This is a genomic window from Coleofasciculus sp. G3-WIS-01 (genome assembly GCF_040223135.1).
Lineage (GTDB): Bacteria > Cyanobacteriota > Cyanobacteriia > Cyanobacteriales > Coleofasciculaceae > Coleofasciculus.
The window spans coordinates 1-14071 of sequence record NZ_JAVJZI010000013.1; the positions used below are offsets into that span (position 1 = coordinate 1).

The following is a 14071-nucleotide window of genomic DNA, read 5'->3' on the forward strand; positions in this document are numbered from 1 at the left end:
GAAAAGCGATGGGTGAAGGCTCCCACGCTCTTTAGCTGGGAGATGAAACCGAGCGAACCGTCTAGGTAGCGAATAAATTCGCCAGTCAAATAATTCGGATAACGTTCTACTATTGTGGTAATGTAAATACAAGTCGCGGGAGGGCATCCCGAGACTATAAACGGACGTGGAGAGGGTGTAAGACCTCATTTGGAGGCAACCTTCAGCGAAGCGTCAACCCCAATCAGCGATCACCCCTAAAAAGGTGGCGTGGTGAGGAATCCCCCGCGCTCTTTAGCCGGGGGAGGATGTCAATGTTCTAGAGTATCGATTATGGGGTGTGCCACCCGACTGGCGTGACCCACCTAAAATGGTGGATTAGAATTGTAGGGGCGCACGGCGTGCGCCCAATTTAACCATCAATCTATTCCACAATTTTAGCTGGGTCAGTCCACTACTGGCGTGATCGTCCTAAAAATGTAGGTTGGGAAAACGCAAGGAAACCCAACGAAAGCCTTGGTCATGTTGGGTTTCGTGCCTCAACCCAACCTACGGTAATGAACTATTTTAGCTGGGTCAGTCCACTACAGGCTACGGGTTACTTGATCGGAAACCCGCGTCGGCGGGTTTTGTTTGTGTAGCTGCGGTTTCAACCGCCCACTAACTTACAAATGACAAATGACAAATCTCTTACCTTTGTTGTGCCCCACGCATCGATAAACTAATCCGCTTTAACTTCTCATCCACAGACATAACCCGCACATTTACAACTTGTCCCACTTTGACAATTTCTTTAGGATCTTCCACAAATCGATCCGCCAGTTGGGAAATATGCACCAACCCATCCTGATGCACACCAATATCCACAAAAGCACCAAAATTCGCCACATTCGTGACAATTCCTTCTAACTCCATCCCCACTTTCAGGTCAGACATTTCCTTAATTCCTTCCTTAAATGTGGCATATTTAAACTCAGCACGGGGATCGCGTCCGGGTTTTTCTAATTCCCGGATAATATCTTTGAGTGTGGGTAAGCCAACGGTATCCGTGACATATTTCTTTAAATCAATAGACTTGAGCCGATCCGCCGCTTGGGGTACTTGTTTCAAGGGAACCCCAATATCCTTCGCGATCGCTTCCACTACCGGATAACTCTCCGGATGTACAGCGGTATTATCTAACGGGTTATCCCCACCGCGAATTCTCAGGAATCCCGCCGACTGTTCAAAGGCTTTGGGTCCTAATTTGGCTACCTTCAGGAGACGGCGACGATTGGGGAATGCACCATTTTCATTCCGATAGGTAACGATATTTTTAGCAATAGTTGGAGTTAAACCAGAAACAAAGGTTAAAAGTTCTTTTGATGCCGTATTCAGATCCACACCCACATAGTTGACACAACTTTCTACCGTTTCATCCAGCTTCTTTCTGAGTAACTTTTGATCCACATCATGTTGGTATTGTCCCACACCAATGGATTTTGGATCAATTTTCACCAATTCCGCCAAAGGATCTTGTAAGCGGCGTCCAATACTAATCGCCCCGCGCACGGTAACATCTTGATCAGGAAATTCTTCTCGCGCCACATCACTCGCCGAATAGACAGACGCACCCGACTCATTCACAATCACGCTAATCGGTTTACGTTCCAGACTTTTAATCACATCCCCAACAAACTCATCGGTTTCACGGGATGCTGTACCATTCCCGATCGCGATTAATTCGATCTGGTATTTTTCAATCAGGGTTTTGAGTACAGTCGCCGCTTTTGTACCTTGTCCAGTATGGGGAAAAATAGTTTGATATTCCATAAACTTCCCCGTTTCATTCAACACCGCCACTTTACACCCGGTTCGCAATCCCGGATCAACCGCTAAGGTGGGTTTCATTCCCGCTGGAGGAGAAAGCAGGAGTTCTCGCAAATTGGTTTCAAAGGTATTAATTGATTCAAAATCAGCATAGGCTTTACGATCTGTCCGAACTTCCGTAATTAGGGAATTTTTCATCAAACGGTTAAAGCCATCATTGAGCATTTCCCGATAGAAGTTCCGCACCGCTGGAATTTTTGTGCGAATGGTTTGTGACTCTAAATACGATTGGACAAACTCCTGATCAAAATCCAGATTTAGGGTTAAAATCCCCTCACTTTCCCCGCGAAATAATGCCAGCATATTGTGTGGCGCGATATCCTTTGCCTTGATTTGGAAATTGCGGTACATTTCATATTTAGTGCTGCCTTCGGGGTAATCGTCTTTAATCTTGGAGACAAAACGCCCATTTTTCATCAAATAGTCGCGCAGATATGCCCGGAATTCAGCGGTTTCGGCGACTTCTTCGGCGAGGATATCAGACGCCCCTTTTAACGCATCTTCGGCGGTTTTGACATCCTTTTGTTCGGAAATATAATTAGCGGCTTCTGCTTCTAAGGATACCGGTTTGGCGGTGGGGGTATTCAGGGATTTAATAAATTCAGCCAGAGGTTCCAACCCTTTTTCCCGCGCTACGGTAGCTCTAGTGCGGCGCTTGGGGCGATAAGGGAGGTAAAGGTCTTCTAACTCATTTTTCTGAAAACAGGACTCGATTTTCGCCTTCAGTTCATCCGTCAGTTTTCCTTGAGACGCGATCGCTTCCAGAATCGTGGCTTTGCGTGCTTCGAGTTCACTCAGGTAGGCGTAGCGTTCTGCGATCGCGCGAATTTGGACTTCATCCAGAGAACCGGTTCGTTCTTTGCGATAACGGGAAATAAAGGGAATCGTGGCGCCCTCGGCTAAAAGAGACAGGGTATTTTCCACCTGCTTGGCGGAGAGGGAAAGCTCTTGTGCTAGGACGGAGGGAATATTCAGCATCGGGTCTTTGTGGGTCTATCCTTTCTAGAATTAGCACAGGATCAAGATTTCGCGATCGCACTACTCGTACCACTCCCTTGCCAGTCACGCATTCTTAGGGTTGGGACAGGTTCAGCCATTAACCTACAGGATATCACTGATAATATCTCCATAAAACCCACCCTGCGTTCAAGCTGATATCTTGCTCCAGTCAAAAACCTCACCGTTGAGGATTATTTTACCGCTTCTCAGGTATTTTTGGCGTAGGATGCAATCGTCTCCAGAAGCACCAAAAATTTATTCATTTTATTATAATCAGTAGTGACTCAAACCCGTTTAGGTGCATAGGAGCTTTTCTACTATGGCTGACAAAGAACAAGATTTAGCATCTCTAGTTGCCAAAATTGAACAGCTCGAAGAACGGCAAACTATTACAACCAAGTTTTTAGTAAGGTTCAAGCGTCAGTTGAATCAGCTAACTGATAAGTTGGAGAATTTGCAACGGCGCGTTGAGCCACAACAGGTGGTGGAGCCAAGCTTAACCAATAGTCCAACTCCTGATGAAGGAATATCTAACAATATAACTAATTTTAGCGCTGAAAAATTTAAGGTATTGAGAATAACTCAACTTTTGGGACTCTACGGAGACATGCTCCTATTAGAAGCTTATTTAGCTGAAGACAATAGTCAAGAAGCACCGATGACTGCTCAAGAATTTTGGCGTCTGTATCGTAATGGACAAAGAGATTTTACCGGAATTAATCTAGCTGGAGCAGATTTTGGAAAAAACACCACAAATGATGTTAATCTAAGCCAAGCCAATTTATCCGGAGCAAAACTAAGTGGCAAGTGGCGTGGGAATAACTTCAGTCGGGCGAATCTATCTGGAGCCAATCTGTGTGGAGTAAATCTGTGTGGAGTAAACCTACATTCTGCAAATCTCAAGGGAGCAGATTTGAGTAATGCAGACTTATCGAGTGCGAAATTGAATGAAGCTAACTTAGATGATGCATACCTTCATCAGGCAAAACTGCAATTTGCCGACTTAGAGAAAGCCACTCTAAAAAAGGCAAACTTAAGCAAAGCCGATTTAACTTTAGCCTCCCTGCGTGAGGCAAATCTGAGTGAGGCAAATCTTAGCCAAGCGAGTTTATCTGAAACAACTAATCTCAGCATGGCAAATCTCAGTGGGGCAAACTTAAAGGCGGCAAACTTAAGGACGGCAAAACTGATGAGAACTAACCTTAGCCATGCCAATTTGAGTCAAGTTAACCTAATTGGGACAGACCTCGAAGGAGCCAACCTTCAACAAGCCAACCTCCAACAAGCATTTTATAGCACAACTACAATTTTCCCGATGGGATTTGATGCAACTAAAACGGGTGCTTATTTGATTGATCCTGGCGTTTCACTGCAAAATGCTAACTTAGCGGGTATTAACCTGAATACCTTAAACCTGAGTGGAATCAACTTACAAGAAGCCAATCTCGCTGGTGCTGATTTACGTCAAGTAAACTTGAGTGGAGCTAATTTGCAAGCCGCAGATTTATGTCGAGTAAACTTAAGTAATGCCAATCTAACTGGAGCAGATTTACAAGGGGCAAATCTAAGTGCAGCCAATCTAAGTAGCGCTAATCTAAGTGGAGCAAACCTACAGCAGGCAAAATTAAGTGCAGTAAACCTATGTTATACCAATTTAAATGGCGCAACCTTGAGTGAAGCAGACCTACGTGGGGCAAAATTAGAGAGGACAAATCTAGAAAAAGCTAACTTGAAAGATGCCAAACTGGATGGAGCCATGTTAAATAATGCAAATCTTAACGGTGCTATCATGCCTGATGGTACAACTCAGGAATAGTTGATTTAAATTAGAGGAAAAACTTTTGATAAATCGAGGATTAGTAGGGGCTGTGCCTTTCGCCGCCATCTGCATGATTTCTCCACGAATTAATTCCACTCGGTCATCTGCGGTGAAAAATCCCAACTCTGCTAAACGATGATAGTCCTCAATCGTGAAGCGTTTTGCTGTTGTCGATGTCATAGGTATCCGTGGTATGGCAAAAGGCACAAGGGCAGAAGATGGCAAGGTAAAAGAAAATAAGAAGATGATCACTTCCAGTGTAGCGATCGCGAACTGATCCGTTGACCCAACACACGGCTGTGAAAACAGATTAACTCCAGCCAAATCAGTTTCAGATAAAAAGCCTGTCTGTATTGAGCAAACAGTTTAATTTTCTGCCATAAAAGCAAGGATTGGAGTTTGAGGCGAACAGCTAATTCCCTGGTTAGCATAGCTCTGTTGGTGTTGTAGGGTTAAACAGCCTGCGATTGAAACCCAAGTAACTCAAAGCTCAAGTAAGAATCGAGCTGACTGGATAAGAGTTTTAGTCCATTTTAATGGACTTTAGCTTTTAGCCAAGAACTTGAGTTCTTGGCGGATGCTGGGGTTTCCTGGCAAAGGTGTATTAACCCAAAACGCCAACCGCCCCACTCGATTCATGGGATAATGCACAGGATACCCGGTGGAATTGCACTTCAAATCATTACCTATGCTCAGACAACTTGGTTTTTGGCTACTCTGGGTTAGCTTTCTCGCTTATGCCGTTCTGCTTGCACCTCCCCAGCAACCCGATACCTTTGACCTGATTACCAATCTTTCCACAGGCAATTGGGACGGGATTAATCCCTTAATTATTGCCCTATTTAATATCATGGGCATTCTACCTCTAGCATACGCCTGCTTTGTGTTTATTGATGGACGAGGGCAAAAAATCCCCGCGTGGCTATTTGCCGCCGTCTCCTTTGGTGTGGGGGCGTTTGCTTTACTCCCCTATCTCGCCTTACGTCAACCCAATCCCGAATTTCCTGGCTCAAAAAATATCGTCCTTAGTATTCTCGATTCCCGTTGGTTAGGTCTTGCTCTCACCCTCGGCACTTTGGTATTACTAGGATTTGGCATCCTCAACGGCGATTGGGCAAACTTTATCCAGCAGTGGCAAACTAGCCGCTTTATCCATGTGATGAGCCTCGACTTTTGCCTATTGTGCTTGCTTTTCCCGGCACTGGTGGGCGATGATATGGCAAGACGCGGCTTAAATAATCCCACCCTATTTTGGGCAGTCGCACTGGTACCATTAATCGGTTCACTGGTCTATCTGTGTCTGCGTCCTCCTCTTCCAGACACCGAGGAAGCCATGGCAACCGCGTGAAGGTTGGCAAAACCCTTGATATACCGTAGGGTGGGCAATGCCCACCAGCCTTCCATTCGCCCCCTTACCAACCCCGATTTTCGATCTTGATATACCGTAGGGTGGGCATTGCCCACCAGCCTAATCTCTTGCGTACCATTCATCTTAATGGACTTGAGCTACATCCGTTATAGCGACAGCAATAACTCAAAAGTTGATAAACTTTAACCAATTCTCAGCAAAAACTAATTCAGCCCCAGTTTAATACCCTCAGAGCAAGAATGCTGACAGCATAAATCGTCATCAAGTCAGTAATGACGAATGACCAATGACAAACAACAAACACTATGAGTTATCTAGAAACAACCGCACAATTCTATAGTGAAGTCGCCCAAACCCCGCAAGTGGGGTTATGTTGTGTGCAAAGCTCTCCCCTACAACTCCCCGGACTGAAAATTCCCCGGCAAATGCAGGAAATGAACTATGGTTGTGGAACAACCGTTCATCCGGCTGAACTGATAAACGAGCCAACTGTACTCTATGTGGGCGTGGGTGGCGGTTTAGAAGCCCTGCAATTTGCCTATTTTTCCCGACGCCCGGGTCGGGTTATTGCTGTTGATCCCGTCAAGGCGATGCGGGAAGCGGCGACTCGTAACTTAGCCAACGCCGCTCAAGATAATCCTTGGTTTAACCCAAGTTTTATTGACATTCGTGACGGCGATGCCTTTGACCTAGCTGTACCTGATGCTTCCGTTGATGTCGTTGCTCAGAATTGCCTATTTAATATCTTTGAACCCGCTGACTTGACTAAAGCCTTGCAAGAAGCCTATCGGGTATTAAAAATTGGCGGACGCTTGATTATGAGTGACCCCATCGCCACCCGTCCGATTCCTGAACATTTACGGCAAGATGAACGGTTAAGAGCAATGTGCCTATCGGGGGCATTAACGTATAACGAGTATATCCAACATCTAGTTCATGTCGGGTTTGGTCAAGTCGAAATCCGGGCGCGGCGCCCTTATCGACTGCTGGATTGCCAAAATTACAAGTTAGATGAGCCGTTGCTGCTGGAAAGTTTAGATTCTGTTGCATTCAAAGTGCCGATTCCGGAAGATGGCGCTTGTATTTTCACCGGAAAAACGGCGATTTATCAGGGAAATAAAGACGTTTTTGATGATAACGCGGGTCATGTTCTGCAAAAAGGCGTCCCTGCCTCTGTGTGTGATAAAACAGCAGCCAACCTAGCCATGTCAAAAGATATCATGATTACCGATTCCACCTGGCACTATACTGGCGGCGGTTGCTGTTAAAAGTGTCGAATCGATGTGAATTGGGCGCACGTCGGTCTTATGTGTCAATGTAGAGACGTTGCATGCACCGTCTCTACAGGGTTTGGGAGTTGTGCAGCAAGCCCCAATTAATCCGATTCCTCCACAATTAATGCATTATAAATAGGATACTTCCCCAACTCTCCTAACTCAGATAACTCAATCCTAAATTGCTGACTATCTTGACTAAACCTCCTCGCGGCTGAAGCCTCTTCCGGCGGTTGGCAAGGGCGAAACGGATAACAAACATACGTAAATTCTTGCTGTCCTTCCTCCACCAACGTTTTACCTAATTGCACCAAATCCTGACTCGTTTGCGCCTTAAAAAATATCTTATCCCCCGCCAACCCCGGTTCTATCGCCTGGGCGACAAATTGATGAGAAACAGCAATCACAGGATTCGGCTGTTTCTGTAAGACTTGAATCGCCGGTAATATACCATCGTGATTTTTCTGTAAAAACTTGACCCCCGCATAAGTATTTTTATGAATACTCACCAGCAAAAGGGCAGCAAAGCCAACAATACCGATATACTTTAAACCCCCTAGGGAGACATTCAGGATAAACCCTAACTGCTTAGTCGCCAACAAACAAATAATCGGCACGAGAAGCAATAAAAACCTGGCTCCCCATTGTTTCCCCCCAGCAATTAAACCCGCCGTTCCCTCTGGCACCATTAAAGAGACGAGGATGATAAAGAGTAATCCCCCCCCATACATTAGGAGCATTTCCCAATTCAACCTTACATCATACTTTTTCACCCAAGCCAGAAACAATAATCCCGCTAAAACCAAAACCCATAGAACCTTGTAAATCCTCCCCTGAGTTACCGAAAGTCCGACAAAAGCCGTTATCCCAAAACTTAATCCCCAAAGAACCATCATTGGCATCGTTAACCGCCTCTGGGAATTTCTGCCCAACCCAACCAACAGATAAGCAATGGCAAAAAAAGTAATCGGGAAATACTCAAACAGAGCCAAGCTTAATCCCTGAAAATTCTGCCATCCCCCTAATAGTCGTTCAGATAAACCCGTTTCTTCCACCACTTGAATTGCATGAATTCCCAAAGGATGGTTATAAATAAGTTTATTCGACAGAAAAAACAAGCCAACCGTGGCAATTAGACTAATCGCAAAAATTTCTTGGTGTTCCGTCACATAGGATAGCTGACTCAGATTAAATCGCTCAATATTAAACTGTTGCCTACTCCAATTCCACAACGACACACCATAGACAAAAACGATAATCAAACTCACCAACGCTAAAAATTCAGGTCTAAACCAAACTGAACCGCCAATGAAAATTCCGCTAACAATAACCCGCCTTATCGATAGTGGTTGATTTTGGCGAGGAAAGAAGAATAAAGCCAACCCTAACCATGCCAATGCTAAAGCGAGAGTATGCTCCCAATACATCGCACTATAGAGGGTTAACGGTGAAGCAAATATCAAAACAATTAAAGCCACTGATGCAATCGTCTGGGATAACCCTAACCGTTTACATACTGAGTAACCAGTTAACCAGATTACCCAGGTTGACACCAGAGGAATAATATATAATCCGCGATAGCCAAACAGAGCCTGAAAGGGAGCCGTTACCAGGGGGAAGGTATAGGGAAACGTAAGATAATAGCGATCATTTATATAATAAACAAACGGTTCTTCAAAGGGATACAATCCATTTTGCCAAAGTTGACGTACCCAAGGTAAGGAAGGAGGCATCAAATCAAAGCGAAACTGCCCTTGACTCAACTGTTTTGCCAATAACGCCTTCAATCCAGCATCGCCACTAAAGAAAACCCCTTCAGGTATTAGCCATTGTAGGTACAAAGAAAATAAAATACCAACACCAATAATAATTAGAGGTAACTTATAGTCTTTTATCGTCATTTTTAATACACCGTAGGGTGGGCATTGCCCACCAACCTTAAGTCAGTACCATTCGATTTAAAATACAATGCACTATTTAAGCAATGATTATCTATATTATCCTAGATCAGAACCCTATAGATAGGGAGCATGTCAGGTTTACACGCAATACCCCAATTACCCCGATAAGTTGGGTTTCGTCCCTCAACCCAACCTACTTGCGTTGACATGCACCCCATAGATAACCATCAAGCCGTCATCAATTCCAAATCCTGCGCCACCAGCGATTCGGTTTAGTCCCAGGAAAATCAATTTTCTGGCGAATATCCCCAATTTGCCATCCCGTCAGCTTGGCTAACGTCTGCGCCTCCTGTTCAAATCGTTGATTCAAAGAGCGTTGATACTCATCAGCGGCGGGACAATTCATTTCCCCGGTGTAAGGATGTCGCAGTACATATCGACCTTGAAAATTTTGCCTACTTCCCGTTTCTTGGAACATTAAATCTTCAGGAAATGTATCACGAGTGTAGCGGACGTGTAAACGGCTAATAAACACATTATTGGGCGCATTCGTATTCAACCAAAACACACCCGCTTGCTCTAATTCATCCCTCGTTAAAGGGTCAGCCGCACAGGGATCGCACCATCCCATATCCCAGGCATATTCTAAAAATGCCACTTTTTTCCTTTCTTGCTCATACGCCGTCTGAAACATATCCTTATAGAACTGAGCAAACTCATCTTTAACAAAAACGGGAAGTTCGGCATTAGACGGGATCTGCACCGTGCGATAATTAGTAACTTCTGCTTGACCGTTGGGGGATAAAATATACACAATTAAATCTTGCTCAGTTGTCGCATTAATCATCCCCAAACGAATCGGCAACATAAAACGCGGCGATTCATACGCCATCTGTAAAGGGCGGAGTAATTGAGAACCCCCTGATTCAAATTCTTTCAGATTAACTTTCGCCACAAAAAACTTCATATCTTGGCGAATATAAGGTTGCAGTAGCCGACTAGCACCACGAGGGATGCGATAATCATTACGCCTCAGCCAGGTTTCCAAGCCATCCGATTCTTTGGCACTAAGAATTAAAATATCGTATTCGCCAACCGAAAAACGAGATTCTATCGTAACACCTAAAGCACTCTCTCCCAGATTTTCCCCATACTCGTCTGCTGATATTACTCCTCTCGCTGAACCTGGAAACTGCGCTGGTGCAGGAGGAATACAGGGATTCGGATCAAAATATTCCACCAATCGCGGCGCACTAAACCCATCCAGTCGTTCGATAATCTTCGGGTTTGCTACCTGTACTTGTTCTTGTTCTAGAACTACGGGAACAGGCACAACCAAGGCAAAATCCTTAACATCGCCTTGATAGTCATTCGCCATCGTCAAAATCGTGCGATCGCTATCCCGTGCGATAATTACTTGAGAGGCTTGGTTGTAAAGCTTTGTATCCGCTTTCGCCACATAAAATCCACAAAAAGCCAAGGCTTTTGGCGCAAATATCATAATGGCAAAAACTGCCAAGAATAACGCAAGTAATACCTGTACTAGCTTTTTCATTATTTCCTCATTGGGACAAAGAATTTATTAACCTGGGTGTTTGTTGAATTTCCCACCTCACCCATCACCGTGAAACCTCCAAACAAATCGCGGTGATGACCAAATCCAATCTAAAATAACGGTTAGGGGAGAAAGGGCAAATAACGCCCAGAAAACCGCCGTAGACATAAAGAAATGATTCCGCAGAATAAAGGTTAAAATCGCAATACTGACAGCCCAGAGTAAACGACTCACCCTAGCATTGGGAATGGAGCGGGGATCAGTTAACATAAACAGGGCAAACAATAAGAACGAGCCACTCATCAACCGATGCGCCCATACATCCCAGGTCCAACCCAACCAAAGATTGCGAAAGGCTTCGAGTAAAGCATAAGCACTGAAAAAAGCCGCCGTTGTATCCCAACGCCCCACCCGTTTTAAAATCATGCCCCCAGTCCCGGCAAATAATAAGACATACCAGCCCTCCTCTCCCCACTGTCCTGGAGAAACCCAGGCATCCTTGGTAAGGATTAAAACTGAAATTATGCCAAAATTAGCCGGATTAAAAAAATGTTTACCCTGGAATCGAAACAGAAATTTACTTAAAATCGCCAGCGCCCCCGCCAAGATCATCGTGCTGTAGTGATCGACTCGCAGGAGTAAACTTAATCCTAATGCGGTAATCATGGCACTTTTGAGGGATATTGGGGAAGTGTTGAGTGTGGACTCTTCACGGCGTTCGAGGGTATGGTTTTGAGTGAATTCCTCATCTGCCTTATTTCCCTGGGAGATGGACCAAAGCCTGATGCTGATATACTGGGTCAGCAAACAAGTCGCGATCGCAACACCAATGAACTGAGGCTGTAATGTCCAATCTCTCGTACCAATACCCAATACCAGGAAGAGTGAGAGAAACAGAATCTGATAGTCTCTGGGATCGGATTGCTGCATTTGACTACCGTGGGAAGATATCACATGCCCATGATCTCATATCCAGCATCGACATATAAAACTTGACCCGTGATCCCACTAGCGAGATCACTACATAAAAAGGCGGCTGTATTGCCAACTTCTAGCTGAGTAACCGTTCGTCGTAGGGGTGCTACCTGCTCCACATGATGAATCATATCCAAAATGCCGCCCACGGCTGAAGACGCCAGGGTGCGGATTGGACCTGCAGAAATCCCATTGACGCGAATATTACTCGGTCCCAATTCGGCGGCTAGATAACGGACACTCATCTCCAATCCAGACTTGGCGATTCCCATGACATTGTAATTGGGGATCACCTTCACACCGCCAAGATAGGTCATGGTGACGATACTTCCCCCCTCTTTCATTAAGGGTTTAGCAGCGGCGGCTAATCGGGTTAGGGAATAGGTACTAATTTCTAAGGCTGTGGTAAACCCTTGTCGCGAGGTTTGGCTAAACTCTCCGGATAAATCCTCTTTGTTGGCAAATGCAAGGCAATGGATGAGGATGTCGAGTTTGCCCCACTGCTTCTCAATCGCCTCAAAGGTGGCATCGATTTGGGCATCATCTTGGACGTTACAGGGTAAGAAGACACTGGGCTTTAGGGGTTCTACCAACTCTCCAACTTTCTTCTCAAAGCGCCCCTTGTCATCGGGTAAATAAGTGACCCCCAACTCGGCGCCAGCTTGGTGCAACTGTTGGGCAATGCCCCAGGCGATTGATCGATTGTTGGCAATCCCAGTCACTAGGGCATTCTTTCCAGTCAAATTCAGCATAGGTATCTTAATTCTTCAAGACAATAGAACAATTCGTAAAAAAATAACCGTTAGGTGCGATGTTCGTTGTATGATAACGCCAAACCGTTAACTATCAACTCAACTCGTCAGATGTCCGTTGACATCTCACTTCATTATGTAACAATTGGTACAAAAAACCTATTGGGACTCAGATTAAGTATTCTTGAATACAATATAGGGATCGTTCATTGAGCCGATTTTGGAGTCTCAAGCTTCATCGGCGACCACTTAGAAGTCAATAAGGCTTTGGCGCAAGGGTAATAGATATGGTCGTAATGCAAGATAGACCGTTGGCTGCTGTGTTCCGTCAAATCGGCGGAAGCTCATTTCCTCCCGTTGTTGAAACCTTTGAGCGGGGCAAAACTATTTTTTTTCCCGGAGATCCCGCTGAACGGGTCTACTTTTTAATCAAAGGAGCTGTGAAGCTTTCCCGGGTTTATGAAGCAGGGGAAGAAATTACAGTTGCCTTGTTGCGGGAAAATAGTGTCTTTGGGGTATTGTCCTTGATTACAGGTCACCGCTCTGATCGTTTTTACCATGCGGTGGCGTTTACCCCAGTTGAATTGCTTTCGGCTCCGATTGATCAGGTAGAGCAAGCGCTCAAGGACAACCCAGAGCTATCGATGTTGATGCTACAGGGATTGTCCTCGCGGATTTTACAGACGGAAATGATGATCGAGACATTGGCTCACCGGGATATGGGATCTCGCTTGGTCAGTTTTTTATTGATTCTCTGTCGTGACTTCGGCGTTCCTGGCAAGGATGGGATTACCATTGACCTGAAGCTTTCCCATCAAGCGATCGCGGAAGCGATTGGCTCCACACGAGTAACCGTCACTCGTCTACTGGGGGATCTGCGAACCGATAAAATGATTTCTATTCAAAAGAAAAAAATCACGGTTCACAACCCTGTAGTGCTGAGTCAGCAGTTCACGTAGGCGTCGTAGACAATTTACTTCTTGCTCAGGTTCATCAATTTTGAAGGCGAGAGGCTTTAGCTTGATTCATTTGATGAACTTTAAGCTATATTGCGTTGATAATAGTTTGGGTGATTGCCAGTAGGACAAACTCCCCAACTAATTTGATATGATTTAGATGGAGATATCAGGTTTAGGGACGCCGCAAGACTTTAATTTTGGACTCTTGATTCTCTGAACTCTCGGTTATTCCAGCTAAGATTTTGCCATCTGAACTAACCACCAAATCACTCATTTTTTCATGCTCTAAGGTGGCTTCTAGCTCCGCTGTTTGTAAATTCCACACTTTAAGCCCTTCATCGGTACTGCCAATAATGCGATCGCGACTCAGAACAAGGGTATTATACCCAAAAGAGTTTCTCGTCGAAGACACACGTCCTTCGGCTTTCAGCGTTCCCGTCGTTAAATCCCATACCCTCAAATTCGTCACGGGTTGGCGATATTGACATCCTCCCCCGGCTAAAGAGCGCGGGGGATTCCTCACCACGCCACCTTTAGCCGGGGTGGTCGCTGATTGGGGTTGACGCTTCGCTGAAGGTTGCCTCCAAATGAGGTCTTACACCCTCTCCACGTCCGTTTAT

General features: G+C 45.2%; 12 protein-coding genes and 1 pseudogene. 4 read left to right on the forward strand and 9 right to left on the reverse strand.

Annotated elements, in window-relative coordinates:
• Positions 1-669: 669 nt before the first annotated feature.
• A complete protein-coding gene (locus RIM23_RS01040; protein WP_446363693.1) occupies positions 670-2826 on the reverse strand; it encodes a Tex family protein in 2157 nt (718 codons plus the stop codon).
• A 340-nt stretch (positions 2827-3166) separates the two neighbouring features.
• On the opposite strand from RIM23_RS01040, the gene RIM23_RS01045 reads away from it, so the two are divergent.
• Positions 3167-4663 carry a pentapeptide repeat-containing protein gene (locus RIM23_RS01045; protein WP_446363695.1) on the forward strand — a complete coding sequence of 499 codons (1497 nt, stop codon included), beginning with the start codon at positions 3167-3169 and terminating at the stop codon, positions 4661-4663.
• 48 nt (positions 4664-4711) lie between these two features.
• Here the strand turns inward: RIM23_RS01045 and RIM23_RS01050 are convergent.
• The 3 genes and pseudogenes from RIM23_RS01050 to RIM23_RS01060 all read right to left on the reverse strand — a co-directional run.
• Positions 4712-4846: pseudogene (locus RIM23_RS01050) on the reverse strand (Uma2 family endonuclease); the annotation flags it as partial.
• A gap of 68 nt (positions 4847-4914) precedes the next feature.
• Entirely contained in the window at positions 4915-5097 is a 183-nt protein-coding gene (locus RIM23_RS01055) for a hypothetical protein (RefSeq protein ID WP_446363697.1), read from the reverse strand.
• Between the two features lie 112 nt (positions 5098-5209).
• Positions 5210-5344 carry a hypothetical protein gene (locus RIM23_RS01060; protein WP_446363699.1) on the reverse strand — a complete coding sequence of 45 codons (135 nt, stop codon included), beginning with the start codon at positions 5342-5344 and terminating at the stop codon, positions 5210-5212.
• 10 nt (positions 5345-5354) lie between these two features.
• Between RIM23_RS01060 and RIM23_RS01065 the strand changes: the two genes are divergently transcribed.
• Positions 5355-6014: a DUF2834 domain-containing protein gene (locus RIM23_RS01065; protein ID WP_446363701.1), complete on the forward strand. Its 660-nt coding sequence runs from the start codon at positions 5355-5357 to the stop codon at positions 6012-6014.
• Positions 6015-6340: 326 nt separating this feature from the next.
• Positions 6341-7303, forward strand: a complete 963-nt coding sequence (gene arsM / locus RIM23_RS01070) for an arsenosugar biosynthesis arsenite methyltransferase ArsM (RefSeq protein WP_446363703.1) — start codon at positions 6341-6343, stop codon at positions 7301-7303.
• A gap of 107 nt (positions 7304-7410) precedes the next feature.
• On the opposite strand, the gene RIM23_RS01075 is transcribed toward arsM, so the two are convergent.
• The 4 genes from RIM23_RS01075 to fabI all read right to left on the reverse strand — a co-directional run bounded on the left by RIM23_RS01075 (position 7411) and on the right by fabI (position 12492).
• Complete coding sequence (locus tag RIM23_RS01075; RefSeq protein ID WP_446363705.1) at positions 7411-9210, reverse strand: LA_3751/LA_3752 family putative glycosyltransferase; 1800 nt, start codon at positions 9208-9210, stop codon at positions 7411-7413.
• Positions 9211-9448: 238 nt separating this feature from the next.
• Complete coding sequence (locus RIM23_RS01080) at positions 9449-10765, reverse strand: DUF2330 domain-containing protein (protein ID WP_446363707.1); 1317 nt, start codon at positions 10763-10765, stop codon at positions 9449-9451.
• A 57-nt stretch (positions 10766-10822) separates the two neighbouring features.
• Complete coding sequence (locus tag RIM23_RS01085; RefSeq protein WP_446363709.1) at positions 10823-11695, reverse strand: RnfABCDGE type electron transport complex subunit D; 873 nt, start codon at positions 11693-11695, stop codon at positions 10823-10825.
• Positions 11696-11715: 20 nt separating this feature from the next.
• Positions 11716-12492 carry an enoyl-ACP reductase FabI gene (fabI, locus tag RIM23_RS01090; protein ID WP_446339377.1) on the reverse strand — a complete coding sequence of 259 codons (777 nt, stop codon included), beginning with the start codon at positions 12490-12492 and terminating at the stop codon, positions 11716-11718.
• 287 nt (positions 12493-12779) lie between these two features.
• Between fabI and ntcA the strand changes: the two genes are divergently transcribed.
• Positions 12780-13451 carry a global nitrogen regulator NtcA gene (gene ntcA, locus RIM23_RS01095; protein ID WP_446363711.1) on the forward strand — a complete coding sequence of 224 codons (672 nt, stop codon included), beginning with the start codon at positions 12780-12782 and terminating at the stop codon, positions 13449-13451.
• 172 nt (positions 13452-13623) lie between these two features.
• On the opposite strand, the gene RIM23_RS01100 is transcribed toward ntcA, so the two are convergent.
• Positions 13624-13974 (reverse strand): hypothetical protein, encoded by a 351-nt coding sequence (locus tag RIM23_RS01100; RefSeq protein WP_446363713.1) that lies wholly within the window; start codon positions 13972-13974, stop codon positions 13624-13626.
• Positions 13975-14071 lie beyond the last annotated feature (97 nt).